At 61.9% G+C, this 26,766-nt stretch carries 21 protein-coding genes and 1 tRNA gene; 11 read left to right on the top strand and 11 right to left on the bottom strand.

Annotated features, from left to right (window positions below; genetic code table 11):
• Positions 1-670: 670 nt before the first annotated feature.
• On the bottom strand, positions 671-1,933 hold the full coding sequence (locus VGL22_RS09090) for an NHL repeat-containing protein (RefSeq protein ID WP_465266590.1): 1,263 nt from the start codon (positions 1,931-1,933) through the stop codon (positions 671-673).
• A gap of 264 nt (positions 1,934-2,197) precedes the next feature.
• Here VGL22_RS09090 and VGL22_RS09085 point away from each other — a divergent pair, with 264 nt between their 5' ends.
• Positions 2,198-2,884, top strand: a complete 687-nt coding sequence (locus VGL22_RS09085; RefSeq protein ID WP_465266589.1) for a tyrosine-type recombinase/integrase — start codon at positions 2,198-2,200, stop codon at positions 2,882-2,884.
• 126 nt (positions 2,885-3,010) lie between these two features.
• Here VGL22_RS09085 and VGL22_RS09080 read toward each other — a convergent pair.
• Positions 3,011-3,087, bottom strand: a tRNA-Met gene (locus VGL22_RS09080).
• Between the two features lie 450 nt (positions 3,088-3,537).
• On the opposite strand from VGL22_RS09080, the gene VGL22_RS09075 reads away from it, so the two are divergent.
• The 3 genes from VGL22_RS09075 (at position 3,538) to VGL22_RS09065 (ending at position 6,689) form a co-directional block, all read left to right on the top strand.
• On the top strand, positions 3,538-4,992 hold the full coding sequence (locus tag VGL22_RS09075) for a sodium:solute symporter family protein (RefSeq protein ID WP_465266588.1): 1,455 nt from the start codon (positions 3,538-3,540) through the stop codon (positions 4,990-4,992).
• A gap of 82 nt (positions 4,993-5,074) precedes the next feature.
• A complete protein-coding gene (locus VGL22_RS09070) occupies positions 5,075-5,923 on the top strand; it encodes a helix-turn-helix domain-containing protein (protein WP_465266587.1) in 849 nt (282 codons plus the stop codon).
• A gap of 334 nt (positions 5,924-6,257) precedes the next feature.
• A complete protein-coding gene (locus VGL22_RS09065; RefSeq protein ID WP_465266586.1) occupies positions 6,258-6,689 on the top strand; it encodes a VOC family protein in 432 nt (143 codons plus the stop codon).
• Between the two features lie 700 nt (positions 6,690-7,389).
• Here VGL22_RS09065 and VGL22_RS09060 read toward each other — a convergent pair.
• Positions 7,390-7,851, bottom strand: a complete 462-nt coding sequence (locus tag VGL22_RS09060; protein ID WP_465266585.1) for a cupin domain-containing protein — start codon at positions 7,849-7,851, stop codon at positions 7,390-7,392.
• Positions 7,852-7,978: 127 nt separating this feature from the next.
• On the opposite strand from VGL22_RS09060, the gene ggt reads away from it, so the two are divergent.
• Positions 7,979-9,745 carry a gamma-glutamyltransferase gene (ggt, locus tag VGL22_RS09055; RefSeq protein WP_465266584.1) on the top strand — a complete coding sequence of 589 codons (1,767 nt, stop codon included), beginning with the start codon at positions 7,979-7,981 and terminating at the stop codon, positions 9,743-9,745.
• A gap of 25 nt (positions 9,746-9,770) precedes the next feature.
• Here ggt and thrS read toward each other — a convergent pair whose 3' ends face one another.
• Positions 9,771-11,831, bottom strand: coding sequence for a threonine--tRNA ligase (gene thrS / locus VGL22_RS09050; protein ID WP_465266583.1), 2,061 nt, complete (start codon positions 11,829-11,831; stop codon positions 9,771-9,773).
• Positions 11,832-11,973: 142 nt separating this feature from the next.
• Between thrS and VGL22_RS09045 the strand changes: the two genes are divergently transcribed.
• Both VGL22_RS09045 and VGL22_RS09040 read left to right on the top strand, forming a co-directional pair.
• Positions 11,974-13,314: a M48 family metallopeptidase gene (locus tag VGL22_RS09045; protein WP_465266582.1), complete on the top strand. Its 1,341-nt coding sequence runs from the start codon at positions 11,974-11,976 to the stop codon at positions 13,312-13,314.
• 160 nt (positions 13,315-13,474) lie between these two features.
• Positions 13,475-13,942, top strand: coding sequence for a TspO/MBR family protein (locus VGL22_RS09040; protein ID WP_465266581.1), 468 nt, complete (start codon positions 13,475-13,477; stop codon positions 13,940-13,942).
• A gap of 907 nt (positions 13,943-14,849) precedes the next feature.
• On the opposite strand, the gene VGL22_RS09035 is transcribed toward VGL22_RS09040, so the two are convergent.
• Both VGL22_RS09035 and VGL22_RS09030 read right to left on the bottom strand, forming a co-directional pair.
• Positions 14,850-16,124: an alkaline phosphatase family protein gene (locus tag VGL22_RS09035; protein ID WP_465266580.1), complete on the bottom strand. Its 1,275-nt coding sequence runs from the start codon at positions 16,122-16,124 to the stop codon at positions 14,850-14,852.
• Positions 16,125-16,444: 320 nt separating this feature from the next.
• Positions 16,445-16,645: a cold-shock protein gene (locus VGL22_RS09030; protein ID WP_260795256.1), complete on the bottom strand. Its 201-nt coding sequence runs from the start codon at positions 16,643-16,645 to the stop codon at positions 16,445-16,447.
• Positions 16,646-16,907: 262 nt separating this feature from the next.
• On the opposite strand from VGL22_RS09030, the gene VGL22_RS09025 reads away from it, so the two are divergent.
• From VGL22_RS09025 to glgP, 4 genes are all read left to right on the top strand, one after another.
• Positions 16,908-18,380, top strand: coding sequence for a pyridoxal phosphate-dependent decarboxylase family protein (locus VGL22_RS09025; RefSeq protein ID WP_465266579.1), 1,473 nt, complete (start codon positions 16,908-16,910; stop codon positions 18,378-18,380).
• 13 nt (positions 18,381-18,393) lie between these two features.
• On the top strand, positions 18,394-19,356 hold the full coding sequence (locus VGL22_RS09020; protein WP_465266578.1) for an aldose epimerase family protein: 963 nt from the start codon (positions 18,394-18,396) through the stop codon (positions 19,354-19,356).
• An 11-nt stretch (positions 19,357-19,367) separates the two neighbouring features.
• Positions 19,368-20,543 carry a galactokinase gene (gene galK, locus VGL22_RS09015; protein ID WP_465266577.1) on the top strand — a complete coding sequence of 392 codons (1,176 nt, stop codon included), beginning with the start codon at positions 19,368-19,370 and terminating at the stop codon, positions 20,541-20,543.
• A gap of 261 nt (positions 20,544-20,804) precedes the next feature.
• On the top strand, positions 20,805-22,595 hold the full coding sequence (gene glgP / locus VGL22_RS09010) for an alpha-glucan family phosphorylase (RefSeq protein ID WP_465266576.1): 1,791 nt from the start codon (positions 20,805-20,807) through the stop codon (positions 22,593-22,595).
• Between the two features lie 170 nt (positions 22,596-22,765).
• Here the strand turns inward: glgP and VGL22_RS09005 are convergent, their stop codons facing one another.
• The 5 genes from VGL22_RS09005 to VGL22_RS08985 form a co-directional block, all read right to left on the bottom strand.
• Positions 22,766-23,143 carry a cupin domain-containing protein gene (locus VGL22_RS09005; protein ID WP_465266575.1) on the bottom strand — a complete coding sequence of 126 codons (378 nt, stop codon included), beginning with the start codon at positions 23,141-23,143 and terminating at the stop codon, positions 22,766-22,768.
• A 190-nt stretch (positions 23,144-23,333) separates the two neighbouring features.
• Positions 23,334-24,515: a M24 family metallopeptidase gene (locus VGL22_RS09000; protein WP_465266574.1), complete on the bottom strand. Its 1,182-nt coding sequence runs from the start codon at positions 24,513-24,515 to the stop codon at positions 23,334-23,336.
• Between the two features lie 234 nt (positions 24,516-24,749).
• Positions 24,750-25,109: an STAS domain-containing protein gene (locus VGL22_RS08995; protein ID WP_465266573.1), complete on the bottom strand. Its 360-nt coding sequence runs from the start codon at positions 25,107-25,109 to the stop codon at positions 24,750-24,752.
• A gap of 25 nt (positions 25,110-25,134) precedes the next feature.
• Positions 25,135-25,587, bottom strand: coding sequence for an ATP-binding protein (locus VGL22_RS08990; protein ID WP_465266572.1), 453 nt, complete (start codon positions 25,585-25,587; stop codon positions 25,135-25,137).
• The coding region (locus VGL22_RS08985; RefSeq protein WP_465266571.1) for a PP2C family protein-serine/threonine phosphatase at positions 25,584-26,766 on the bottom strand (1,183 nt) is incomplete at its 5' end. The genes VGL22_RS08990 and VGL22_RS08985, both read right to left, overlap by 4 nt.

The following is a 26,766-nucleotide window of genomic DNA, read 5'->3' as shown; positions in this document are numbered from 1 at the left end:
CAACAGGCTATGCAAATGTGGAAAGCAAAAAGCGCTTCCCACATTCGCACAGCCTCGACGACTGCTGCGGGCTGAATTTGCAGCTAAACTCAAACCCGAGTGCTCTCACTTACCCGGACTAACCGAAGGGGGCAGCTCACTTGCCAGCACTGATGCTACAGACCCGACTACTGGCCGGCCCGGTCAGTCGAATCCTTATGTGTCGAGCTACAACACTCCCTCCCCGCAGTATTGTCCGAACATCGGATGCAACGATGGGGTACCAGCACTCACTATGATTTCCGCCAAATTAAAGGAACGCAGACCTTGCCGGGAGGGCAGCAAGTTTCAAATGTCACAGCTGTCGGCGCTAACCTGGGGTCCGGCTACCCCGCCCGAGTCTTTGATCAAAAGCAGATTGACACCACTCCTGGAATAGGATCAACCTCGAGTCCGGTGACCGTTGGAGAGTTCATTGACCAAGACAATGTAACGATGAGCTATGGGATAATGGCCGGTTACAAGATCCGATAGCATACTCCCCAGGGTGTTGGGCAGGAGGAGCAGCGAATCCCGCTGCTCCTTTGTATTCCCGAAATCGCACGTTGAGAGGGATCTGCTTTCAACCAGCATTGCTAATGAGCCGGCAAAATCCTCACGCGAGGAACGCGAGTCAAGCAGAGATCCGCGGCTAGAAAGCGACGATCCCGACCGGTTCGCAAATCGTGCTGCGCCCTGGGCCAGGAAGCGCGTAGGCGCAAGTTCCGGGCCCGCTTGTCAGGGTCGTTGCCGGATTCATGGCCGTGCTGAACGGGGGCGCGTAGACCAGAATCTCACTCACATTGGTCACAATTAGATTGCCGTTCGCGTCGAAGGTAAGCCCCGTAGGACTGTTCATGAGATCGCCGGGGCGTCCGCCCCAGTCGGTGAAGTTCGGTTGTCCGATCTCCAGGCTCGCGGCCATCCCGGTGCTGAACGGCGGAACGAACTGAAGCACGCGATTGAACTTCCAGTCGGAGATCCAGAGATTGCCGCTTGCGTCAAAGTTAAGCGCATCTGCCGTGCAGAACGTCGTTGCTGAAGCTATGCACTCCGCGCCTCCGGTGAAAACCGTCGCATTCGGCTGTCCAAGCACCAAGCTGGCAGGCATCCCTGTCGAGAACGGCGGAATAAACTCCAGCCCGCGCATGTTGGATTGATCGGCTACCCAGAGGTTTCCGTGGGAGTCGAAAACAATGCTTTCAGGCCGGCAGAGCGTCGCCGCCGTGGGCGGGCGAATCGGACCGTGGTTGCCGATATTCGCGCCATCGCAAGGGTAGGTGTCATTGAGGTTGCTCTGTCCTATCACCACCGCCGCCGCCATTCCATTGCTGAAGGGCGGGACATATTCGGTGATTCGGCCGGCGGACTCGTCCGCAACCCAAAGGTCGCCTTGGCTGTCGAGCGCGACCGCAACTGGCGATTCCAGCGTGGCCGGAGTAAACGACGGAGGGGGAATGCAGCCCCAGTCCCCCAGCGTTCCAGTAGATGTGAAATCCGACTGCCCAATCAACACGCTCGCGCTCATGCCTGTCGTAAATGGCGGCTTGAACTTCAAGACCCGGCAGTTGCCGCGGTCCGCCACCCAAAGGTTTCCGGCCCCATCGACGACGACCCCGTGCGGAGAATAGAGCGTGGCTGCCGATGCCGTCGAAGCACCCCCATTCCCCAATCCTTGAGTGAAGCTGGCCTGACCAATCACGGTTACGGGGCTCGAGTTCGCGCTCAAAGGCGTGTCGTAGATCAGAAGCCGGTTATCTCCGGTGTCCGCCACGGCCAGGTGCGTTTTTTGTGGCGGGGGCGGCGGATTCGAAGACGAACCAGTCGAACTGCTCGAGCCGCAGGAGGTAAGCGCAGTCGTAACGCAGATCGCCACCGCTACGCACGGAAATGGTCCAAGTTCAATATTGCGCATGCCGCCCCTTTTAAACACCTGTACTTTGTCGGATGCTCTTCAAAGCATTTCAGTGGACGCACCTCGCGGCAACTTCTCCTACACTCCAGCAAAATGGTTGGCACACCGCATCAAGAATAAGCATGCTGAAACGGTCTTCTAGCCAGAGATGAATCTGGATTGACGCACAAGCCACGTCACACATTGTCGACGGACTGATCGTGACTGGTCGTCTGGTGTTAAGGAATGTAAGGAACAGCTGCGTTTCAGCTCTTTGAAAAAGCAATGCTGTGGGAACTGATTCCAATTGATCGGAATCCCATGCAACTGGTCAGGGTCAGAGGAATCAGCAAGAGGAGTAAGAAGCCCATCGTCCTCACTGCCGATCAATGCACGGCCCTTATTTCGCTGCTACCGGATCCGTACAGAACGATGGTTACGGTAGCAATTTGTATGGGGCTGCGGGTGAGCGAAATTCTCGCTCTGCGCTGGAGCCGAATCGATCTCGACCGGCTCACCATGTCGGTCAAGGTCAAGGCGGTGAACGGTCGCGTGGGACGGGTGAAGACCGAATGCTCGGAAGATGATCTTCCGCTGGATCCGGAATTTGCTGGACTGCTGCGGCGGTGGAAGGAACAGTGTCGCCAAACACCCGGCGACTGGGTTTTTCCGAGCCACATTACGGATCGATGCTTCCATTCGAGCCCTATCCAGCAGCACTATATACGTCCTGCCGGAGAACAGCTCGGGTTTGCAGGGATCGGTTGGCATACCTTCCGCCACACGTACCGGGCCTGGCTCGATGCCACAGGGGCGCCCGTCGGAGTTCAGCAGAAGCTGATGCGCCATGCGCACATCAGTACGACGATGAACGACTACGGGAATGCTCTGATGACTTCGAAGCGGGATGCGAACAGCAAGGTCGTCCGGATGGCGCTCCGCACGCCTGCGGAGCAGCGTGTAAGTAACTGACCACAAACGAAAAAGGCCGCCATCGGCAGCCTTTCTCACAGCGTAGGGAAGGGGCCAAAAAGCCTAATGGACCCTTATTGGACCCTCGACATCTTGCCTTCACTTCCCATAAACCACTGATTCTGATGGTTGCGGGGGCTGGATTTGAACCAGCGACCTTTGGGTTATGAGCCCAACGAGCTACCGGGCTGCTCCACCCCGCATTTACAGTCTAACTCCCGCGCTTCACGGGGTCAACTTTGCCGCTGCCGGTGCGCCCGCGAGTCCGCTTCCGAATCACTACTCCTGCTGTCGGCAATGCTGATCATTGGGAACCGCGCTCCGGCCGGCTTACGTGTTTCTGGCGTTTGACTTGTATGCAATTCGCGACAATTGCGGCGAATCGCTGGAACGGGGTCGAAGATCATTGGGACGAACTGTGAGACGGCCGCAGGCTCCGCTCTGGCTTGGACTGCTGCAGGAGCGGGTTCCCTCCTCGACGCCTGCTCGGACCGTAGGCGGCGGGGGGCTTTGGCTCACCACCAGGTGGAGCACCGCGCTTCATCTCTTCGAGGCCCTCGCCTCCCCAGCCGCTCCCATGGAGCGCGGCGGCGTCGGCGTTGATCCGGTACACTGCTCGCAACCCCTGTCTTTGTTGCCGAGGTGGCTGCCGCATGTCCCAGCTCTATGTTGTTGTCCTGGCTATCATCGTCGCCGTTCTGCTGGGAGTCGCCCTCTACCGCACGACCACGGTGAAAACCAAGGCAGACTACCTGGTTGCGGGCCGGTCTCTTCCGGCGCTGGTCCTGGTGCTCACGCTGCTTACATCGTGGATTGGCGCGGGCTCGCTCTTTGCGGGAGCCGAAAACGCCTACAAGAACGGGTTTGCCGCCCTCTGGCAGCCGGCGGGCGGGTGGATCGGCCTGCTACTCATCTATTTCATCGCGCCGCGGGCGCGGAAGTTCGCCCAGTTCACGCTGCCTGACCTGCTGGAGGCCCGTTACAACCAGGCGGCGCGTGTCCTCGGCACCTTTGCCATCCTGTTTGCGTACGTGGGCATCACCAGCTACCAGTTCAAGGGCGGCGGCAACGTGCTGCATCTGATCTTCCCTGACCAGGTCACTCCCGAGCTGGGGACGTTCATCATTGCGGCTTTCGTGATCTTCACTACGGCGCTGGCCGGCATGTCGTCGGTGGCGTATATGGATGTCGCCATTGGCTCGCTCGTCACCGTTATCTGCATCATCGCTACGCCGTGGCTCCTTCATGAAGCCGGCGGATGGGCCGGGCTCCATGCGGCGCTGCCGGAAACCCACTTCCAGGTGCTCGGCAACCTCAGCCTGGTGCGTGCGCTGGAGTTCCTGGTTCCCACGCTGCTGCTGATGCTCGGCAACCAGGTGATGTACCAGAAGTTCTTTTCCGCCCGGTCGGAGCGCGATGCCCGCATTTCCGTCATCGGATGGATTCTCGGCACTCTGCTTCTGGAGACACTCATTGTCGCGATCGCGGTGATCGGCTCGGCCATGTACCGCACCGGCGAAGTTCTCAAGCAGCCCTACGAGATCATCCCGTATACCGCCCGGCACGGCCTCCCCGCGCTGATGGGCGCGCTGCTGCTGGGAGCGGTGTTTGCGAAAGTCATCTCCACAGCCTCGAACTATCTGTTCTCCCCCGCGTCGAACCTGATCGAGGACGTCTTCGTGCGCTACATTGCGCCCAACGCGTCGAACAAGCGGGTGCTCATCATCTCCAGGCTGGCCGTGGTGCTGCTGGGATGCTGGGCTCTCTACCAGGCGATTTACGCGCCGAGCATCCTGGCCAAGATGCTGTGGGCTTACACCATCTACTCGGCAGCGCTGACGCCGGTAGTGCTGGCGGCCTTCTACTCGAAGCGGGTCACCGCATGGGGAGCTGTGGCTGCCATCGCGGGGGGAACGGTTGTCACACTCACGTGGGACCTGACATGGGTAAACCCCACCCTGGCCGGACTGAGGGGGCTGTTCCCTCCGATTATTGCGGAACGCGACGCCATCTTCCCGGCACTCGCCGTCGCGCTGGCCGCCATGGTCGTGGTCAGTGCCGTCACTCCGCGTCCGGCGCCGGAGCAGCTCGCCCGGTTCGCGGCCTGAAGCGCCATTGGCCCCTTCACTGCGCGAAGCGTCTGGCAATTGGCCGCGGCGCGCCCTAACATAGAGCCGGGAGCTTTTCCCCTTGCTCTACCTGCAACGCAAGCCCGCGTCGCCGCTCGATGGATGCGTCGAGATGCTGTGGTACGCCAGCACGGCCGCACCGGAGCCGGGCCGGCAGCGCATCTTGCCTACCGGTAGCACGCAGATCATCCTCAGCCTGAGCCGCGCCCACCTTTTGGAGTGCGCCGAAGGCCAGCTCCCGAGGCAGGCGCCGCCAGCACAGGTTGTCGGAGCGCGATCAACTTACGAGATTATCGACAACACTGACCTGGCATGTCTCATTGGCCTGGTTTTCCGGCCGGGCGGATTTGCGGCATTGGTGGGTGCACCGGCGGACCTGTTTGCCAATCGCTTTGTCGATCTTGAAGACGTATGGGGCGTGGAGGCGCGCCGCCTGCGCGACCGGTTAGGTGAGATTTCGACTCCCGGCGGACGGCTCGCATGCCTGGAAGAGTTCCTCAGCGGCAAGCTGACAGCAGGCCGAAGGCGGACTGCGCTCGATGATCATCCGGCGGTCGGCTTTGCGCTCGACCAGTTTGGGCGAGTGCCCAGCGCCGTCTCTGTGGCCCAAGTGGCCCGGAGCACCGGTTGGAGCGCCCGCCGCTTCTCTCAGCTGTTCCGCGAGCGAGTGGGGCTGACACCTAAGGTGTGGTGCCGCATCCAGCGCTTTCAACGCGCGGTTCGCCAGCTGCACGCAGGTCCGGAGATACGCTGGGGCGAGCTGGCGCTTGACTGCGGCTACTACGATCAATCGCACTTTGCGAACGAGTTCCGCGCCTTCTCCGGGATTAACATCAGCACGTACAGCGCTGCGGGGCGGACACCCTGGGCGAATCACGTGGTCGAGGGCGATCCGGCGGCGAGAGGCTGAAGAGCTGGTTCTTCGCAGCGCTCCTTCTGAACGGTTTGGCTGAACGGTTTGGCCCTTGAGCTTTCCGCCGCCCCTACAGGGCTGCGGAGACATTTCTTCAGCCGCGTACCCAGAACTTTGTCCGGGGCTAACCTCCTGCCGTCCCCGCGGGACTGTGTCGTGGTGCGGGCGAGATCCAGGTCTATTCCAGCCGCAACTTGCGGTCGGCGAGTAAGGCTGCTGAATGATGACAAAGCTGTGAGGGGCGAGGCTGGATTTCCGAAATCTCCAAGATCCGGGCGGCAGTTTCTGGCATGCTTCTGTGTGTGGAGACGATTTCTCCCTGGAGGTTCCCATGGAAGATATGCACACACGCTCCAGCGTAATGCCCACGCTGCGTTATCGCGACGCGCACGCGGCGATCGACTGGCTTTGCAATGTTCTTGGTTTCGCGCGCCATGCTGTTTACCCGGGGCCGGACAACACGATTGGCCACGCCGAGCTTACTCTGAACGGCGGGATGATCATGCTGGGGTCGGAGAAAGAGGATGACTACGGCAAGGGCTTCAAATCACCCGGCGAGCTCGGGAACGTGGAGACGCGCAGCAGCTACATCGTCGTCAAAGACGCGGAGGCCGTGTGGCACCGGGCAGAGGGGGCCGGCGCGCAGGTGGTGCGACCCTTTCAGGCGACCAGCTACGGCAGCCACGAGTTCAGCGTCAAGGATCCGGAAGGGCACTCGTGGTCGGTGGGCACGTACGATCCGTGGGCTACGCACAATATGTGAGGGGGGATCTGCGGCCGGTTTCCGGCGCATGTGCGGGCCTCGGCGGACATCTCAGGGGGGGGGGGGCATTTACTTATTGGTAAACACGTGCGCCGATGGAGATACCTGCAGATGAGCGCTGAAGCCGGCTGTCTGGTTGGGAGTAGGGCCGCAACTTGTGAGGTAGATCACTAACCGGTATTCGGTAAGTGCAGCGCACGGAACCGTTTGACCTTCTCGGAGCGGCAGAAAGCAAAAAAAGGGCGACTAGGTAATCTTGTAGTAATCCTACGGATTCTGGCTTGTGGAGGGCCTGTACGGAGGAGGAGGCGCCGGGATGGGGTGTTTTGAGCACGAGTTCCCCAGGCCGCGGGAAGGGCGGCAGGGTGATTATGCGGGATTGCGGATGGGGTGGCTGTGAGGGCGGTCACAGGGGGCGAGGGAGAGAGGGAAAAAGGGAAAAAGGGAAAGGGAAAAAGGGAAAGAGGCAGGGGAGGTTCGGTGCGCCCACTTTTCCCGGGTCTCTGTAATCGGGAGACCGTCCGATCAGGTCAGGGTAAGGTCTGGGGCACCCCGAGGGCATGACGGAACGGGTCCGGGGACCTGAGATGTGGAGCGGGACCTCGACCCTCGGCTGGGACAGCCCTTTCCCGCCCAAGCAGAGCCTGGACGGGGTACCTGTGAATTTCGAGGTCGGGTTGGGGGCGCCCGCTCGGCCGTACTACTTCTGGATTACCGTCTGGCCTTCCGGCGTCGCTGCCGTTTTGAAGCCGATCACCTGGTAGACCGCCGGCTCGCTGCCCACGTTGCGTACGCCGTGGAAGATGTTGGACGCGAGATAGATGACGCCGCCGGGGCCCACCTTCTTCCACTCGCCGTTAATCAGCGCCTCAACCGTGCCCGATTTCATGATCAGCATCTCCTCGTTGGGATGCTTGTGCGGCGCGTGGGGCGCTGCGCCGGGTTTCAGCGTGGTCACATGCAGGTCAAGGTTTTCAAGCGTGGCGGTGGGTCCGTTGTAAAGGGAGCGCACCGAGCCCGACTCCGTTGTTTTTGCGGGGACATCGTCCCAGTTGATCACCCAGGATCCCTTGGCCGCCCCACTCTGCGCCACTGCGAAACCGCCGGCCGTTACTGCCGCGGCAAGCAACGCCACGACACCATCTCTCCGCGTCAACTTCATCCGAGACCTCCTCCTTGACTTGAGCACTGCAGACGACTCGATCACCTGACCGCCCGATCAGGTGAACCTGACCCGTGAACCTGACCCGTGAACCTGACCCCCGACCTCAGTATTTATTCTGTCGGAGATGCTCTCGCGCCGATCCTTCTTCCCCGTAGCGGCCGCCTTGGCGGCCTGCCTGACGTACCACAACAGCTTCGCACAGCAGGCTGCCGGAGGCCTGGCATGGCGCGGCGAGCAACCGGTGCGCGCACAGCACGGCATGGTGGTGAGCGTACACCACTGCGCTTCCGATGCGGGGCTCGAGATCCTGCGCGCCGGAGGCAACGCCGTGGACGCGGCGGTGGCGACGGGTTTCGCGCTGGCGGTTGTGCATCCCGCGGCCGGCAACCTGGGTGGCGGAGGATTCCTGCTGCTGCGCACGCACGACGGCAGAGCCACTTTCCTCGACTATCGCGAAAAAGCACCGATGGCTGCGACGGAAACCATGTACCAGGATGCGAAGGGCAAGGTGCTGCCTGAGAACAGCCCGCAGTCCAGCGTGCTCGGCTACCGAGCCATTGGAACGCCCGGCTCCGTGGCGGGGATGGTGTATGCGGAGCGCAAATACGGCAAGCTGGGGTTGGCCAAAGTGATGGCGCCGGCTGTCCGGCTCGCGTCGGAGGGGTTTGTTCTCACCGAGGAAGAAGCGCGCGAACTGCACGATGGGAGCCTGGCCAAATTTGCCGATTCACGCCGCATCTTCCAGCGGAACGGCGAGTACTACAAAGCCGGCGAGACATTCAAGCAGCCGGAGTTGGCGCACACCCTGCAGCGCATCGCCGCGGATCCTGACGACTTTTATCGCGGCAAGATGGCCCAGGAATTGATTGCCGATCTGAAGAAGGCAGGCGCACTGCTCACGGTTGAAGACCTGGCGCAGTACGAGGTGGTGGAGCGGCGCCCGATCATCGGCGACTTTCACGACTACACCATCATCAGCGCGCCGCCGCCGAGCTCCGGCGGGATAGTGATGCTCAGCGCGCTCAATATTCTTGAGGGCTACGATCTCGCGAAGCTTGGCGACCGCTCGCCGCAGTCCCTGCATTTGATCACGGAAGCCTGGCGCCGGGCTTTCATGGATCGTGCGCAGTATCTGGGCGATCCGGACTTCAACCACATCCCCACGGCAGAGCTCGTCGCGAAGAAGTATGCCGCGGCGTGGCGGTCGGGCATCGGGACGGACCGCGCCACCGCGAGCGCGGATTTGCATCGGCCTGCCGGCTATTTGCCCGCTGCGCCCACCACGGCCGGCAGCTATCGCGAATCGCACCAGACGACGCACTACTCGGTGGTCGACAGCGAGGGCAACGCGGTGGCCGTCACCACCACGCTGAACAACACGTTCGGCTCGGCGGTTACGTCCGGCACGCTCGGCTTTCTGCTGAACGATGAGATGGATGACTTCGCAGCCAAGCAGGGCGTACCCAACATGTATGGATTGATTCAGGGGCCAGCCAATGCCATCGCTCCCGGCAAGCGTCCGTTGAGCGCGATGACGCCGACCATCGTGCTTGAAAACGGCAAGCTGCGTTACGTGCTGGGGTCGCCGGGCGGCCCGCGCATCATCACTACAGTCGGGAATATCTTTCTGTCCGTCGCCGAGGGCGGCCTCAACATGCAGGAGGCGGTGGATGCGCCGCGCTTCCACCATCAGTACCTGCCGGACACGCTTTACCTCGAGCCTGGCTTTTCCCGCGAAACCATCGACGCGCTGAAGAAGATGGGCTACTCCGTGAGCGTGCGCGATGGGCACTGGTCGAACGGCGAGTGCATTGCAGTCGACCCGAAGACCGGGGAGCTCACAGGCGGGCAGGACCACCGCAGCCATTACGGAAAAGCCGCCGGCTACTGACCGGCGGCGGAAGTCGAGAGAAAATCTACAGCTCGGTTGACTTAGTTTCCGCGATTGCCTTTGCCTTCAGCAGGAAGTCACTGAGGGGCATGGAGCCCTGGTCGCCTTTGCCGCGGGTGCGGACGCTGACGGCGCCGGCTTCCTGTTCCTTGTCGCCGAAGACGAGGATGTAGGGTGTTTTCTGGTTGGCGAAGTCGCGGATCTTGGCATTCATCTTTTCATTGCGCAGGTCGGATTCGACGCGGAACCCGGCGGCCTTCAACTCCGCCTCGACTTTCCCGGCGTAGGCGGCGTGGCGTTCGCTGATGGGTACGAGACCGATCTGAATCGGCGCCAGCCACAGTGGGAATGCACCTGCGTAGTGCTCGATGAGGACGCCGAAGAAGCGCTCCACACTGCCGAACAAGGCGCGGTGGACCATGACCGGCTGATGCCGCTCGCCGTCTTCGCCCACATACTCGAGCTCGAAGCGAGCGGGGAGGTTGAAGTCGAACTGCACGGTGGAGAGCTGCCAGAGGCGACCGAGCACGTCGACCAGCTTGAAGTCGATTTTGGGACCGTAGAAGGCTCCCTCGCCGGGGATTCTCTTGAAGGTGAGACCGCGGCGGGTGAGGACGCGATCGAGTGCGGCTTCTGCGCGAATCCAGTCTTCCTGCTTGCCCACGAACTCGCCGGGCTTGTTGGGATCGTGCGCGGAGAGCTCGACGCGGTACTCCGCGAAGCCGAAGGTTTTCAAGACCGCTTCCGCGAAGTCGATGCAGCCATCCATTTCGTCTTCGATCTGCTGCGGCGTGCAGAAGATGTGGGCATCGTCCTGGGTGAAGCCGCGCACGCGCAAGAGGCCATGCATGGTGCCGGAGCGCTCGTAGCGATAGACGTTGCCGAGCTCCGCGTAGCGCTGCGGCAGGTCGCGATAGCTTTTGGGCGAGTTCTTGTAGATGAGGATGTGTCCGGGGCAGTTCATCGGCTTCAGCCGATACTCGGCGTCGTCGAGTTCCATGGGCGTATACATGTTGCCCGCGTAGAAGCCCTCATGGCCGCTTATCCGCCAGAGGTCGCGCCGCATCACGTGCGGGGTGAAGACCATCTGATAGCCGCGCCGCAGGCACTCATCGCGCATCCAGTCTTCCATCAACTTGCGAATGATGCCGCCTTTGGGATGCCAGAAGATGAGGCCGGCGCCGGCGACTTCCTGAATGCTGAAGAGATCAAGCTGCTTGCCCAGCACGCGATGATCGCGCTTGGCGGCTTCTTCAAGGCGCGCGAAGTGCTCATCCATTTCTTTCTTTGAGAAGAATGCGGTGCCGTAGATGCGCTGCAGCTGGGGATTCTTCTCGTCGCCCAGCCAGTAGGCGCCGGCGAGACTGGTGACCTTGACGGCCTTCACGCGCCCCGTGGAAGGCACATGCGGCCCGCGGCAGAAGTCGACGAATTTGCCGTTGCGGTAGAAGCTCACCTGCGAACCGGGCTCGGTGAAGCGCGTGACGAAGTGCGTCTTCATGAAGTCGCCGTCGCGCGCAAACTCCTGGAGTGCCTCTTCGCGCGGCTCATATTCGCGCACGAACTTTTCATCGCGCGCGACGACTTCGGCCATCTTCTTTTCGATGGCGGCGAGGTCGTCCGGCGTGAACGGCTTGTCGCGATAGAAGTCGTAGAAGAAGCCTGAGTCGGTGGCTGGTCCATGGCCCAGTTTCGTTTCGGGGAACAACTCGAGCACCGCCGTGGCGAGCACATGCGCAGCCGAGTGCCGTATTACCTTGAGAGCCTCAGGATCCTTTTCGGTCACCAACTCCAGCTTCACGTTATCGTTCAGCGGAGTTGCCAGGTCGACCAGGCGCGGAGCGGTCTTGTCCTCGGCCGCGTACATGGCGGCTTCGGCAGGCGCGGCTTCGGCAGACTCTTCCTTTTTCGCGCTGTCCGCAGCATCGCCCGCGGTTGCGGCAGTGACCGGAGTGATCCGCGCCACCACGGAGGCCGAGGCCAGCCGCGGCGAAATGGAGTTGGCAATCTCAAGAGGCGTGGTGCCCGCGGGCACTTCCCGAACCGAACCATCCGGCAGATGTATGGCGATCGTGCTTGTACTCATGGTGGATTTACCCTGTGCGCCCTTGCGTTTGCAGCAAGATTCCTGCACTTCAAGGATATACCGGAACAATTCTCTTCCTCCGTCGTACACTTCTCTGGCACAGTTCCCTTATTGACAACCTTCCGCTCCAGAGAGGCTCTCCATGATCCGGCGTCTCGCTTCCTCCGTGCTCCTGCTTGCCCTGGCTGTCTGCTTCAGTTCGGCTGTCAGCGCGCAGCCGGCTATTCAGCCGGCAGCCGATATCACCAAAGTCCCCGCGGCGGCTCAGCCCTCGGATCACTTCGACGCGGAGGCCGCCACCGAGGCCTACATGGCGATGATGCCGCCGGCGGCCGTGGCCCGCTCCAATGCCTACTTCGAGGGCGGCTACTGGCTCATCCTCTGGGACTTTCTGGCGGGCGCAATCATCTCCATTCTGCTGCTCGCCACCGGCTGGTCCGCACGCATGCGCGACGTAGCCGAGCGCCTCACCCGATTTCGCTGGATCCAGAACTTCGTTTACTGGAGTGAGTACCTCGTCGTGAGCAGCGTGCTCGCATTCCCGCTCACCTGGTATGAAGGCCTTTATCGCGAGCAGAAGTACGGCCTCGCAACCCAGACGTTTGGTCCCTGGATGGGCGACCAGATCAAGGGCTTTCTGGTGGGGCTGATCCTCGGCGGGATCGCTGTGATGGTTTTGCTGGCCATTGTGCGAAGGGCCGTGCGGACGTGGTGGATCTGGGGATCGCTGTTCGGCATTGTCTTCTCGATCATCGGGATCGCCATCAGCCCGGTCTTTATCCTGCCGCTGTTCAACAAGGTCACGAAGCTGAACGATGCCCGGGTGACTGTGCCGGTCCTGCGCATGGCGCATGCCAACGGCATTCCCGCCAACGACGTATACGAGGTGGACGCCAGCCGACAGACGACGCGGATGAGCGCCAACGTGAGCGGATTCGCAGGCACCATGCGCATTACGCTCAACGACAATCTGCTGCGCCGCGGCTCTCTTGAGGAGATCCAGGCTGTGATGGGCCACGAGATGGGGCACTACGTTCTGAATCACATCCTGAAGGATGTGTTTTTCACCTCGGTGGTGATCGTGCTCTCCATGGCGTACCTGTTCTGGAGCGTGCAATGGTCAATCAAGCGTTACCCGCAGTGGGGCATTCGCAGTCCTTCCGATCCCGCGGTGATTCCGCTCGCCACGCTGCTTGTCTCCATCCTGTTCTTCGTCCTGACGCCGGTGCTGAACACGCAGGTGCGCATGCAGGAGAAGGAAGCCGACATGTTCGGCATCAACGCTTCGCGCCAGCCTGACGGCTTTGCGCAAGCCGCGATCCACCTGGGCGAATACCGCAAGATGCGCCCCGGCACGTGGGAAGAGCGCATCTTCTTCGATCATCCCAGCGGCTACGACCGCATCCATTCCGCGATGGTGTGGAAGGGGCAGAACCTGGATCTGTTCCGCGCGGCCACCCCGGTGGCGCCTCCTCAGCCTTAAGGCACGCTGGATTCAGAACCGGACGGGCGGCTCACTCGGGGCCGCCCCAAGTCCATCGAGCCATAACAATCGCCGCGGAAATCCACGCGCTCGAAACTGAAGTGCATTCCTGCCGCCGTGAGCCTTCCGCGCGCGCGCCGCCGCCGCGCAGAATAGAAGCATGCGTGCCGCGAGCCTCGTGTTCCTCATTCTGCTGTGCCAGGGCGCCGGTTTTATGGGAGCCCGCTTTACTGCGCCGGAGATTCCCGCGTGGTATCGCACTCTGCGCAAGCCGTCTTTCAATCCGCCGTCGTGGATTTTCGGCCCGGTGTGGACGCTCCTCTATCTGCTGATGGGCATCGCGGCATGGCGGATCACGCAGACGCCGGGCTCGGCGCTGCGCAGTGCCGCGCTGGGCGTATTCGGGCTTCAGCTCGCACTCAATCTTCTCTGGTCGTGGATCTTCTTCCGCCGGCACGCACTGGCTGCCGCGCTAGGCGAGGTTCTCGTTCTCTGGATCGCGATTGCGGCCACCACATTTCTCTTCGCGCGCGTTGACTCGCCCGCCGCGTGGCTGCTGGCTCCTTACCTCGCCTGGACCGCGTTTGCCGCCCTGCTGAACGCCGCTATCTTGCGTTTGAACAAGTAGCCGGCGCTTTCTGTTTGCGATGCACCAAACAGCCATCATTTCCTGCTTGCCAAAGGTGCGTGCGCAGTACTAAAACGATTTTGACTAGCACAACAGTGGAACTTCCCCTCCCCCTCCTGGCCCAGGCGAATCCCAATGCTGGGCATGGCCGGCTCGCTCACGGGCGCGCTAATGTTTCTTTGTTGCGACTGGAAGATGGGTTTCAATGAAAGGCGAAAGCAGTATGCAGGTTTTGTGCAAGACCACTTCTGATTCCCCGGATGTGTGCTGTACCGTTTGCGGGCAGGGCTTCGCCCTCTTCCACGACCGGCAGTCCCGCACCGATCGCAGCCTCGCGCTCCGCGAAATTGCAAAGACTCTACGTAACCATCACCATAAGCAATCCGGGCCCGGCGCGCACCCAGAGCGCGGTTTTCTCATTCCTGACTGGGACGGGCGTCTTGAATATTCGGGAGCGGCCATTCTGGGCCATGCACCCAGTTGGGCACTTTGAAGCATCTTACTTTTCAGATTTCGCTCTGCGACGCGCGGCAGGGCAAGCGGACTTGAAGGCAATCACCTGAGCACCCGCACCAGATTAGAAACGGGCAGGATCCCAAACGTCAGGCCAACTATACCTGGCGCAAAGAACAAAACGGGCCGCCGTCCCATACTGTCGAGGAAGACTATGGTTCTCTCCGTAGCTTAAGCAGCACGACGAGACCACTCAATTAGAACTGCGTTGTTGCGGATGCCGGCTGGCGACTACACCCTCTGAGGTCATCGCCACCGGCATCACTATTTTGGTTTCGTTTCTACAACGCTCTTATCTCGAAGGCTCTTATCTACGACTCTCGTACCCTGGCGCCAGGAAAAAGCAACGGCCGTCCGGTTCAATCGGGCGGCCGTTTTTGTCTGATGATCGCGATTAGTCGTGATCGTGATCGCCGCCGACGTGCGTCGGAATCACGCCGGGTGCAAACAGGTCAGACAGATCATTGGTCCCCGGTGTGGCGGCGTCGCCGAGCAGCGGCCCCACGTGGAAGACTTCCTGCATGGTCTTCAGGTCAGAGGAGTGCGTCATGTTGACCGTGCTTGCGTAGGGCAATCCGCCCTCGTTGGCGCGCGCCACGTTTGAAATCACGATCTCCGGGATGGTGTGGTTGAAGTCGTCGGCATTGTCGCCCGGGTCGCCATCACCCTCCGCTTCGTCCCACCACAGGATGATCGCGCCGCCGTCGTTGTACGCCTTTGACGCCATGATCATCGGTACCAATTGAGCCAGGGCGTTGTCGCCTGCGCGAAGCTGTGAAGCATCGCCCGTTAGTCCGTCAAAGCCGTTCTTCAGGGCCGAGTGCTGGTCGTTGTACTGGTCGGGCGTGATCCAGTTGTATTCCGCCACGCGGTTATTCTCGAGATCGAACTGCAGTTGCTGCAGAGGCGCATATTTGCGAGCGTCTGGATTTGCCGCGGTCGGATCGCCGTTGCCGTTGGTATCGGTAAAGAACAATTGGGGGTTGTGCTTTGCCGCATAGTTATACTGCGCCGTGGCGTTGTACTGGTTCAGGGGGCTGGCCGGGTCGAAGGTTCCCGACAGGCTCTTGAGGGGCACCGTCCATTGGTTCGCCGGCAGCGGAATGTTCACCAGCTTGCCGCCGGCGTTGGTCTGCAGGTCGATGTCTTCCTGGTACGACTTCCAGGAGTGACCCTTCTTCTCAAGCAGACTGGTCAGGTGCTGCGAGCTGGTTTGCACGGTGGGCCCGCCTGGCGCGTAGGGGTCGTTGTCATTGGCCACGCCGAAATTGGTGCCCGCCTCTGCCCAGAGGTAGTTTGGTTCAGAGGGATGGATGTGCGGGTTGTTCCCGCTCGGCGTCGCAAGAACGTTGTGATAGGCGTTGGCATAGGCCACATGCTGGCTGATGTTGACCAGCTTGCCATCGATATAGGCCTGGGCCGTGCCGTTCACCAGGCTGTTGACGAACGGCGCATTGGGATTCAGGTAGATCTGCTGAATTCCGCTGGTGGCTCCCAGGTTGCCGTTGGGCTGGGTCCAGTTGTGATTTTCCATGGCGATGACGAACACATGCTTGAGCTTGCGGTCGTCATCCTGGGCGTTTGCTTTGAGGGCGCCCGCCACGCCAGCGGCGAGGCACACACCGAGAGCAAGCCCGGCATAAGGGCGAACAGACTTCATGGGGGACATGAATTGTCTCCGGAAGGGGAAGTACGGCCAGGCCGGCAGAGTCGCACATGCAGCACTCACGCACTCCGCCCGCCAGCCGCCTGAAGTCCTTGATAGCCGCCCTTTGTTTCGCCCGTGTAACTGCGGGGTTAAATGCCGCGCGGATATCCACGGGGGACATCGTCTGGCGCGGGGTGTGACAGGGGAGGCGCCTGGATCGCCGTGATCACAGGGCGGTGCGAATCACGCATCGCGTCTCGTTCGCTTCAAAAGCGAAACGGGCTGGGTTTGCACCCAGCCCGTTTCGCTTTGCTAAGATTCTGCCGAATCCGGCCTATAGATCAGAGAGGCTGAACGTCCGCCGCCTGCCAACCCTTGGGCCCCTTCACCACATTGAACTGCACGGCTTGGCCTTCTTGCAGGCTCTTGAAACCCTGCGAGTTGATCGCCGAGTAGTGCACGAAGACATCTTCGCCGTTCTGACGCGAGATGAAGCCGAAGCCCTTCGCGTCATTGAACCACTTCACAGTACCTTGTTCCATTTGATCGTGTTTCCTGAGTATTGATTTGCGCTGGATGAATCGGAGCGACCACTGGCAGAATCTTGCTTGGTTGGGCGAGGAACTGCTCACGCCCGGTTCGGCTCTAACGCTGTGCAGATTGTAGCATCACGTCGTGGAAATCAAGGGGCGAATTGTCAATCCAAAGCTCTTTTCCCGTTTTGAACCTGCTCCAACTTCACCCGAATGAGTAACCTGCCGACGCCTCTTCCGCAGCAGCCGTACGGTCCCGCTATCATGAATCATGGCTTCCGTCCCCTCGCCAGACAGGCTTCCGAACTCCGCGCCAGAGCGTATTGCAAGCACCGCCGGGGCACCGGCCGCTGGGCCAGATGATTGCGTCTCGGCCCTCCTGGCCGACGCCTCCCGACGCCTCGCCCAGCAGTTCGAGCAGCTTGCTCCGGTGACGCCGCCGCGCGCCGAGGACCTTGAAGCGATGGGCGCGGTCCTCGATGAGACGGCGAGCCGGCTGGGGGACAATTACCCCTACTTTCATCCTTTCTATGCCGGGCAGATGCTCAAGCCTCCGCATCCCCTGGCGCGTGCGGCCTATAGCCTGGCGATGGCCATCAACCCCAACAATCACGCCCGGGACGGCGGCCGGGCCAGCTCCGAGATGGAGATCGAGGCGGTGGGCCACATCGCACAGATGTTCGGCTGGCACGCGCCCGGCTTCCTCGGCCATCTCACCTCCAGCGGCACCATCGCCAATCTGGAGGCCTTGTGGGTGGCGGGACAGACTCAACCCGGCAAGCGGATTGTGGGCTCCGCTCAAGCCCATTACACCCACAGCCGCATCTCTGCGGTGCTCAAGCTCGATTACGCCTCGGTCGAGGCCGACAGCCGCGGGCGCATGGACCTGAACGCCCTCGAGTCCGAGCTGAAGAAGGGCGATGTCGGGACGGTGGTCGTCACGCTGGGCACCACGGCTACAGGCGGCGTCGATCCGCTGGATCAGATCCTCGGGCTGAGGGACCGATACGGCTTTCGCATCCATGTTGACGCGGCTTACGGCGGCTACTTCCGCCTCATCCTTGACGCCCTTGACGAGCCGGCCCGGCGCGCCTTCGATTCGATTGACCAAGCGGATTCGATCGTGGTCGACCCGCATAAGCACGGCCTGCAGCCTTATGGCTGCGGGTGTGTCCTCTTCCGCGACCCTGGCGTGGGCCGCTTTTACAAGCATGACTCGCCCTACACCTACTTCACCTCGAAGGACCTGCACCTGGGCGAGATAAGCCTGGAGTGCTCGAGGGCCGGCGCGTCGGCTGTGGCGCTCTGGGCCACCCAGCGGCTCCTGCCCAACGTGCCCCATGGAGCCTTCGCGCAGGGGCTGGCCGCGGGGCGGCGCGCCGCCCTCGAACTTGATCGCCGCCTGCGCGGAGACGGCCGCTTTGCCGCGCTTGCTGCGGGTCCGCCGGAGCTTGATATTGTCGTCTGGGCGATTCGCGACAAGTCTTTGACCGCCTCCCGGGCGGGGTCTCCGGACCAGCCCATCTCGTACGCCCAGCGCATTTTTGAGGCCTGCGCCCGGCGCAATCTGCACCTCGCCCTTGTACAATTGCCCCAACATTGGTTTCCGGCCGATGGGCACCGGGGGGATAGTAGCCTGGTCACCTGCCTGCGCTCTGTCCTGATGAAGCCCGAGCACGAGGGGTGGGTGCCTCAAATCTGGCAGGAGTACATGGGAGCCGCCGGAGAAATCCTGGGAGAGTAGAGGGCCAACCGCCATGACCATAAGTACGGGGATCTCTGCGACCGGCAAAGAAAACGTTCTCATTGAGGCCGGCGGCTGCTCGCTCTCTGTCCTTCCTTCGTTCGGCGGCAAGATCGCTTCGATCTTCTTCGGCGGCCATGAGCTTCTTCAGGCTCCGCTCTCCCCTGTTGCCGCCCGGACCCGCAGCATGTCGTTTGACGCCGCGGACGCCAGCGGCTGGGACGAGTGCCTTCCCTCGGTTGCGGCCTGCCCGGTCGAAGTTGAGACTGGGACCGCTGAAATTCCCGATCACGGGGACCTCTGGCGCGTGCCCTGGACTGTGCTGGATCAAAGCGACCATTCCGTTACGCTCTCTGCCAACTGCTTTTCGCTCCCGCTTACGCTGAAACGCAAGCTGACGGTCTCCGAAATGGAGAACGGAGCCCGCCTCAGCCTTGAATATCGCCTGACGAACACGGGAACGGTACCGGCGCCGTGGTCATGGGCGGCCCATCCGCTATTCACCGCCGCCGTGGGCGACCGCATTGTTCTTCCGGACGCGGTGCAGACCCTCCGCCTGGAAGGGTCCGGCGGCAACCGCCTGGGCACGACCGGGGACGAGATCCAATGGCCCATCGCGCAGCTCGCTGACGGATCGCACACGGACCTCAGCGCGGTGGGGGCGCCCGATTCCGGCATTGGGGACAAGCTCTTCGCGGGCCCTATGCACCCCGATGCGGCCTGGTGCGCCCTGGAGCGTCCGTCGGCCGGGGTGCGGATCCGGGTGAGCTTCAACGCCGACTCCACACCTTATTCAGGTTTGTGGATTTGCTATGGAGGCTGGCCCGAAGGCCCCGGCCCGAAGCAGGTTTGTGTTGCCCTTGAGCCGTCCACCGCGCCGGTCGACTCCCTCGCTCACACCGGCCCCTGGAGCCGAACCCTCGCCCCTGGTGCATGGTCCGACTGGTCCATGCATGTCGATTTTGAAACGCTTTAGTTTGGAGCCGTATGTACGATCCTGCTCAGCTTCGCTCGATTCACCTGTCCCGTTTTGGGGACGAGCCCGCGATCTTTGCCGCTCCCGGCCGGGTCAACATCATCGGTGAGCACACGGATTACGCGGAGGGGTTTGTGATGCCCGCCGCCATCGATTTTGCCACCCTGGCCGCGATCTCTCCGCGGGCGGACGGGAAAGTCGTGCTCTACTCCGAGAACTATGCGGAGCAGCGCGAGTTCGAGGCATCCTCGCTGCCGGCGGAGCGCAGCGGACACTGGACGGACTACCCGCTGGGCGTGCTTGCCGTTCTTGCCGGCGAGGGCCATACGATTCCCTCTTTCAGCCTGAGCCTGTGGGGCGATGTGCCGCTGGGCTCGGGTCTGTCCAGCTCGGCGGCGATTGAGGTCGCCACGGCGCTGGCGGTGACGGCGCTCATCGACGTCGGGTATCCGCGGCCGGTTCTTGCGCGTCTCTGCCAGCGCTCGGAGAACGAGTTTGTCGGTTCCAGTTGCGGCATCATGGACCAGTTCATCTCGGCCAACGCGGCGGAAAACAATGCTTTGCTGCTCGATTGCCGCGATCTGACTTTCCGCCTTGCGCCCATCCCGGCGAGCGTAGCGCTGGTTATCGCGAACACCATGGTCCAGCACGCCATTACCGGCGGCGAGTACACCAGCCGCCGCGCCCAGGTGGAGGAAGCCGCCGCCGTGATCGCGCGCCATCGCCCCGAGGTTCGCTTTCTGCGCGACGCCACGCTCGACGACCTGGAGCGATACGGATCCGAAATGAGCCCGCTGGCACTGAAGCGCGCCCGCCACGTGATCACGGAAAACACCCGCACGGTGGCCGCCGCCGAGGCCCTCATCCATCACGACCTCAAGGAGTTGGGCCGGCTGATGGCGGAAGCCCACGTCAGCTACAGTCAGGACTTCGAAGCGAGCTGCGAAGAGGCCGACGCGATGGTCGAGCTGGCGCAGGACCTGCCCGGCCTCATTGGCGCCCGGCTCACCGGGGGAGGTTTTGGAGGCTGTACTGTCAACCTGGTCGAGCAGCAGCATGCGCGGGAATTCGCGGCTGCGCTGGGCCAGCGCTACGCCGCTCGAACCGGCATTATCCCCCAAATTCACATTTGTCATGCATCCGGGGGCGCAAATCGGGTGCAGGAGAGCATCCAAGCTGTTACGTAGTACGCACGGTCGCGAGGCCGTCAGCCCGTCGGTGCCCCGCTGTGCGCGCATTCCAAGTTGGATAGCTGGGGTTTTCATCTTCCGTTGTATCGTCCTCATTTTGGATTTGTCTGACGTTTCATGGGGAGCTTCTTGCTAAAATCGGGTGAACATTCCAACCCGAATTTAACCGCAAGCCGCACTCCGGTGAGCCATTTCCCTATTCGATGAGAAGGTAGCTGCCCGGCATGCGGGCAGCCTGCCGGAGGCCATCAGGTAATCATGTCCATTAAGACGACAAAACCTTTCTCTTACGAATCGTTTCCCGCTTCCGGTCTGGTCGCATATTTCTCGATGGAGATCGCGATCAATCCCGGTATGCCCACCTACTCCGGCGGCCTTGGTGTGCTGGCCGGAGACACTCTGCGCTCTGCCGCGGACCTCGGCGTTCCGCTGGTTGCGTTCAGCCTCCTGCACCGCAAAGGTTACTTCCGCCAGCACCTGGATCAGGTCGGCAACCAGACGGAGGAAGTCCAGGCGTGGAATCCCGCCGACTTCTGCACGGAAGAGGCCGCCCGCATCACCGTCGCCATTGAGGACCGCACCGTGACTGTGCGCACGTGGCGCTATGACCTGGTGGGCCGCTCCGGTCACATTGTGCCCATCTATCTGCTGGACACGGATCTCGACGGCAACTCGGGGTGGGACCGCGGCCTGACCGATCACCTCTACGGCGGCGATACCAACTACCGCCTGCAGCAGGAGATCGTGCTCGGCATGGGCGGCGTGCGCATGTCCAACGCCCTGGGTCTGCATGTGAACGTCTACCACATGAACGAAGGGCACGCCGCGCTGCTGACGCTTGCGCTGCTGGAGAGCCAGCTCGGCGGCGGCCCGCTGGGCGCAGCCACCGATGCGGATCTGCAGGTGGTTCGCAACAAGTGCGTCTTCACCACCCACACGCCTGTGCCCGCCGGCCACGACCGCTTCTCCACCGAGCAGGCTTATCGCATCCTGGGCAGTGAGCGCACCGCGCGGCTGCAGAAATTCGGCGCCTTCCATGAGGGCCTGCTGAACATGACCATGCTGGCCCTGCGCTTCTGCCGCTATGCCAACGGCGTGGCCCTGCAGCACGGCAAAGTGTCGCGCAACATGTTCCCCGAGTTCCCCATCGACGCCATCACCAATGGCGTGCACGCGCCCACCTGGGTCTCCGAGCCCGTGCAGCAGATGCTGGATACGCGTATTCCCGCGTGGCGCCGCGACAATCTCTATTTGCGCAACGCCATCGACATCCCCATCGACCAGATGACGGCGGCGCACGCTCGCGCCAAAGAGGCGCTCTTTGCCGAAGTGGGCGCACGCACCGGCCGCGTCCTGAATCCCCGCGTGCTCACCCTCGGCTTTGCACGTCGCGTGGCCACTTACAAGCGCGCCACCCTCCTGTTCAACGATCCCGAGCGCCTGGTGCGCATCGCCCAGCAGGCCGGAGGATTGCAGATCCTCTACGCCGGCAAAGCCCATCCCCAGGACGAGCCCGGCAAGAACTTCATCCGCCAGGTCGTGGAGAAAACCCATTCCCTCTCGAGTGACCTGCTCCAGGTCGTCTACCTCGAAAACTACGCCTGGGATCTGGGCGCGGCTCTCACCGCTGGCGTTGACGTGTGGGTCAACACCCCGCGCCGGCCCTACGAGGCTTCCGGCACCAGCGGCATGAAGGCTGCCCTTAACGGCGTCCCCAGCTTGTCGATCCTGGATGGCTGGTGGATCGAGGGCTGCATCGAGGGCGTTACCGGCTGGGCCATTGAAGATGGCGCCACCGGCACGGGTATTGAAGACGCCGCCGTGGATAAAGAGGAAGCGCAGAATCTCTACAGGAAGCTGGAAAACGCCGTCGTTCCGCTTTATCTGCAGGCGCCGGAGAAGTGGGGCCAGATGATGCGCACCACGCTTGCGTTCAACGGCTCTTACTTCAACACCAATCGCATGGTGAAGCAGTACACCCGCAACGCCTACTACCCGGTCAAGCTGACGGAGCAGGTGCGGGTGGAAGAAGAGGCCTACGCGGACTGATCGTGGCGGCAGGTTAAAGCAAGAGGGCGAATCCGCAAGGGTTCGCCCTTTAGTTTTGGAGGATCAACTCCCTGAGTGAAAACCGTCCTTCAGGGGTAAAGTTCGCGTCGATCCGGGACGAATAAATTCGTGCCTCTTCAAAACAGGGCTTAATTGTTGTCGATTGCCGGCTAGTTTCCCGTAGGGATGATGCCTGCGTTCTCGACCATCAGCACGATGGTCCGCTGTTGAGCCCTGGTCCGATGCATCACCTTGCGGGGGACCATCATGCCTTGTCCCGGCGCGAGTTCGACCACGCGATCCTCAAGGTCGATCAGCAGCTTGCCCTCGACGACGAAGAAGAACTCATCATCGTCATCATGCTTGTGCCAGTGATACTCGCCCTCCATGGCGGCCATCCGCACCACTGAGCCGTTGACCTGGCACAGTGTCTGGTTGAACCACTTGAACTTGTCAGCATCCGGCACGGCGTGGACATCTATTGTTTCGAGCGGTCCATACAGCACATTCAGCCGTGTCTCGTACGGATATTCCGGGGTCTCCGCCATACTGACCTCCCTTTGCGAATGGGTAACTTTGTAACCCGGTCTCTCGTGTGGTGGGTCTAACTTCGAAGCATAAACAGATCGCCCGAACAGCAGATCCTTCGACTCACCGGCCCCAGACTGAAGAACGTTTGAGGCCGCGTTCGCTTGAGGATGACACCGCATTCATGATGCGGACATTGGACTCGGGACACTAGATCCTGACCAGCTCGCGCTGGATTTTCCCGGTGACCCACGCTTTGCCGGGCGCCGTTATCATGTCGATCTCACTGCGCACGCCGAACTCCGGCAGGTAAATCCCGGGCTCGACAGAGAAGCAGGTGTTGGGCAGCAGCAGCCGCTGATCGTGGGTTTCGAGGTTGTCGAGATGCGCGCCGGGGCCGTGAATCTCTTCGGCGATGTTGTGCCCGGTGCGATGGGTGAACCACTCCGCGAAGCCACCCTCGCGGATGACGGCCCGCGCCGCGTCGTCGGCCTCGAATCCGCGGATGGGCACGCCTGCCGCGAACGCCGATGTTACCTTCTCAATGGCAGCGTCGCGCGCGTTGCGCACCGTCTCAAAGACCTGCTGCTCGCGGGCGCTGGGACCGCGGCCCACTACGCCGGTCCACGTAATGTCGTAGAAGATGCTGCCGGGCTTTTCGTCCTTGCCCCAGATGTCGATGAGGACGAAGTCGCCTTCCTTGATCTCCGCGCAGCGCTCCGGAGTGGGCTCGTAGTGCGAGTCGGAGGCGTTCTGATTCACGCTCACGTTGGGTCCGTTCTCCCACACCAGGCCCTCGTTGCGCATCGCATTTGAGAGCCACTCCACCATGTGGAACTCGGTGAAGCGCGATGCCGTGCCGCCGGCAGGCCGCAGTGCCCGTCCCATCTTCTTCCAGCCTTCTTCGAGGATGGTGTCGATGGCCTTCTGCGCCACCGTATGGCTGGCGATCTGCTCCTGGTTGAGCACCGCCTCGAACTGGCTGACCAGGTCGGCCGAGCTCACGATCTCCTTCTGCAGGGAGCGCAGAAACTCCACTGTTCCGGCATCCGCCATCGACACGTACATGATGTCGTTGTTGGGCGAGTACTGCATGGCGATCTTGCGGGCGTTCTTGAGCATGGCGGCGAGACCGGCGTGGAGCTCCTGCCAGCTCGAGTAGAGGCCCCTGGAGCCGGGCAGCGTATCGAGCCGCCCCTGCTCGATGCGGTGCACCAGCTTGCGCGCCTCGCCGTCGGCGGGAACAAAGTAGTAGTAGCGCCGTGTGATGTGGGCCTTGGGATCGAGGCCCAGGATGCGCTCGCCGATGGGATCGCGGTGGTGATGATCGTAGAAGAGCCAGCCGTCGCAGTCCGCCTCGCGCAGAGCCGCCTGCATCGCGTCAAGGTTCATGGGGCCATGATAGCCGAGAAGGCGCGGTGATTCGCGCCTCGAAGTTCATACGGTATATTGCGCGGTATAGCTCGGGGTGCCCACGTTCGCAGTTCTCAGTCGGCCCGCATGTGTGGCCTATCGAACCGCTTCATCCGCCATCTCCCGCAGAAGATTGGTGTCGAGATCGTGATCGCCGGCAATCTGATCAATGGGAACGGCGGATCCAACTGGCGGGATCGCCTGCCTGCCGGCCTACAGCGCCGCCATAGCCGCATTCTGATCCGGGAACAGCCCTGCGTACTTGGTAATCCCGACCATGGTGAACACCTTGGTGAAGTGGGCCGAAAGGCCGTAGGCATACACCTTCTGCCCTGAATTGGCAGCCTCGATCAGCATCTGGATCACCAGTGCAATCCCGCTCGAGTTGATGTAGTCGACCTTGGTGAAGTCCAGCAGGATCAACTTGGTTGTGGCTTTGGGCAGCGACTGGTAGGTGCCCAGCACAGCCTCTTTGGATGTGCTGGCAATATCGCCCTCGAAGCGCAGGACGGCGACCGGGTGGCCGGCGGGGGAAGTGACCTGGTCGATACGCGTTTTGGTGTCGGTCTGCACGATCAAACTCTCCGTAAAAATAGCGTTATTCGTTGGGGGGGTCCAGCCGGATGACCAGCCGGACATAACTGCTTTTGCCGTTGCTGCCTGCTACCCACTCCGCTTCGTCGACCAGCGCCTGGATGAGGAACATGCCCATGCCGCGCGGGTCTTCTTCACCGTGGATTTTTTTATCAATATCCGGCTTGGGGGGCAGGCTCTTCAATCCTTTGCCGTCGTCGATCACCTTCACTTCGAGCGCGTCGATGCCGGCGGAGAGGACTACGCCAACGCTCAATCCTTCATTCAGGCGGTTGCCGTGCTCGATGGCATTGATGCAGGCCTCAGCCACGGCGGTCTTCAGGTCCTCAATTCGATCTTCGCGGAAGCCCATGAGCTTGGCAACGGAGGCCGCAGTACTCATGGCCACTTTCTCGTAGCCGAGCCGCGAGGGCAGCCGGACCTCTACATTCGCCGACTTGCGCGTGGCCACGGTCATGCGGCCGGCTCCATCACCGGATTGTCCACCTTGCGGCACAACACCAGTGCTGTCATGTCGTCCCCCTGAGGGCCGCCCTTAACAAAGAGTTGTATGGCTGTCCACAATGCATCGAGGATACCATCGGCTTTTGCTACATCGCACTGGGAAAAATGATCCCAGAGCCGCTCGGGACCAAATTCTTCCTCGCCGCACGCGGCCTCGGTCAGCCCATCGGTATAGAACAGCAGTTTGGAACCCGCCGGGAAGCTGCACCGCTCCAGGGTGTAGTGCATGCCTGGCAGCAGTCCCAAGGGAGTTCCGCTCGACTCGATCTCGCAACGGGTTCCATCCTGGTGGAGCACAAACCCCGGATTGTGGCCGGCGTTCACGAACTCCATCTCGCCCTTCTCCGGATAGAGCCGCAGAAAAATCGCGGTCACATAACGGCGGCGGGCCTCCTCGCCTTCCAGCCACTGGTGCTGATTCATGCGGGTGGAGAGCTCGTCGAGTGGCACGCCGTTTACGGCCATGGCGCGGAACGCCGACCGGAAGCTCGTGGACATCATGGCCGACGCCAGGCCTTTCCCGGCCACATCCGCCACGGCCATGACCACGCTGCCATCCGGCATGGAGAGGATATCCAAGTAGTCGCCGCCCACCTCATAGCAGGTGGCCGACTTGAAGCCCACCGAGTAGCCCGGAATGTCCGGCAGGCTCTGCGGCAGGAGTGAGCGCTGAATCTCCCGGGCCGAGTCCAGGTCCTGCTGCACCCGCGCGAACTCCACGTTGCGCTTGTGATTGCGGGCATTTTCGAGAGCCACCGCGGCTTGCAGGGACAGGCCTTCGAGAAAGTCCGTCTCGTAGATGGTCAGCTCACGGCCATCCGGCGGCGCCACGACCAGCTCCGCCATCAGCTTCCCGTCGCGATCGCGCAGCGGAAAACCCGGCAGCTTGGCCACTGCACTTAGATCGGCAGCAGTGGCCTCAGTCTCCACCTGCGGCTCCGCGCCCTCGCCATAGGCAAGGCCGGTTCCGGGAAACGCCGCGCCCGCCATCTCCAGCTCACGCACGACAATCCGCAGCACGGACTCGAGCACTTCTTCTTCGCGGATGGTCGCGTGCACCTGCCGGGAAGCCTCAAGCAGCGCCTGCAGGCGAAAGACCTGCTGCTGCAGATCGATGGTCTCGTTGTGATCC

The organism is Occallatibacter sp., assembly GCF_036502485.1.
Taxonomy (GTDB): Bacteria; Acidobacteriota; Terriglobia; order Terriglobales; family Acidobacteriaceae; genus Telmatobacter.
Note: the sequence above shows the minus strand (reverse complement) of the source record. Positions and strands in the feature narration are given on the sequence as shown.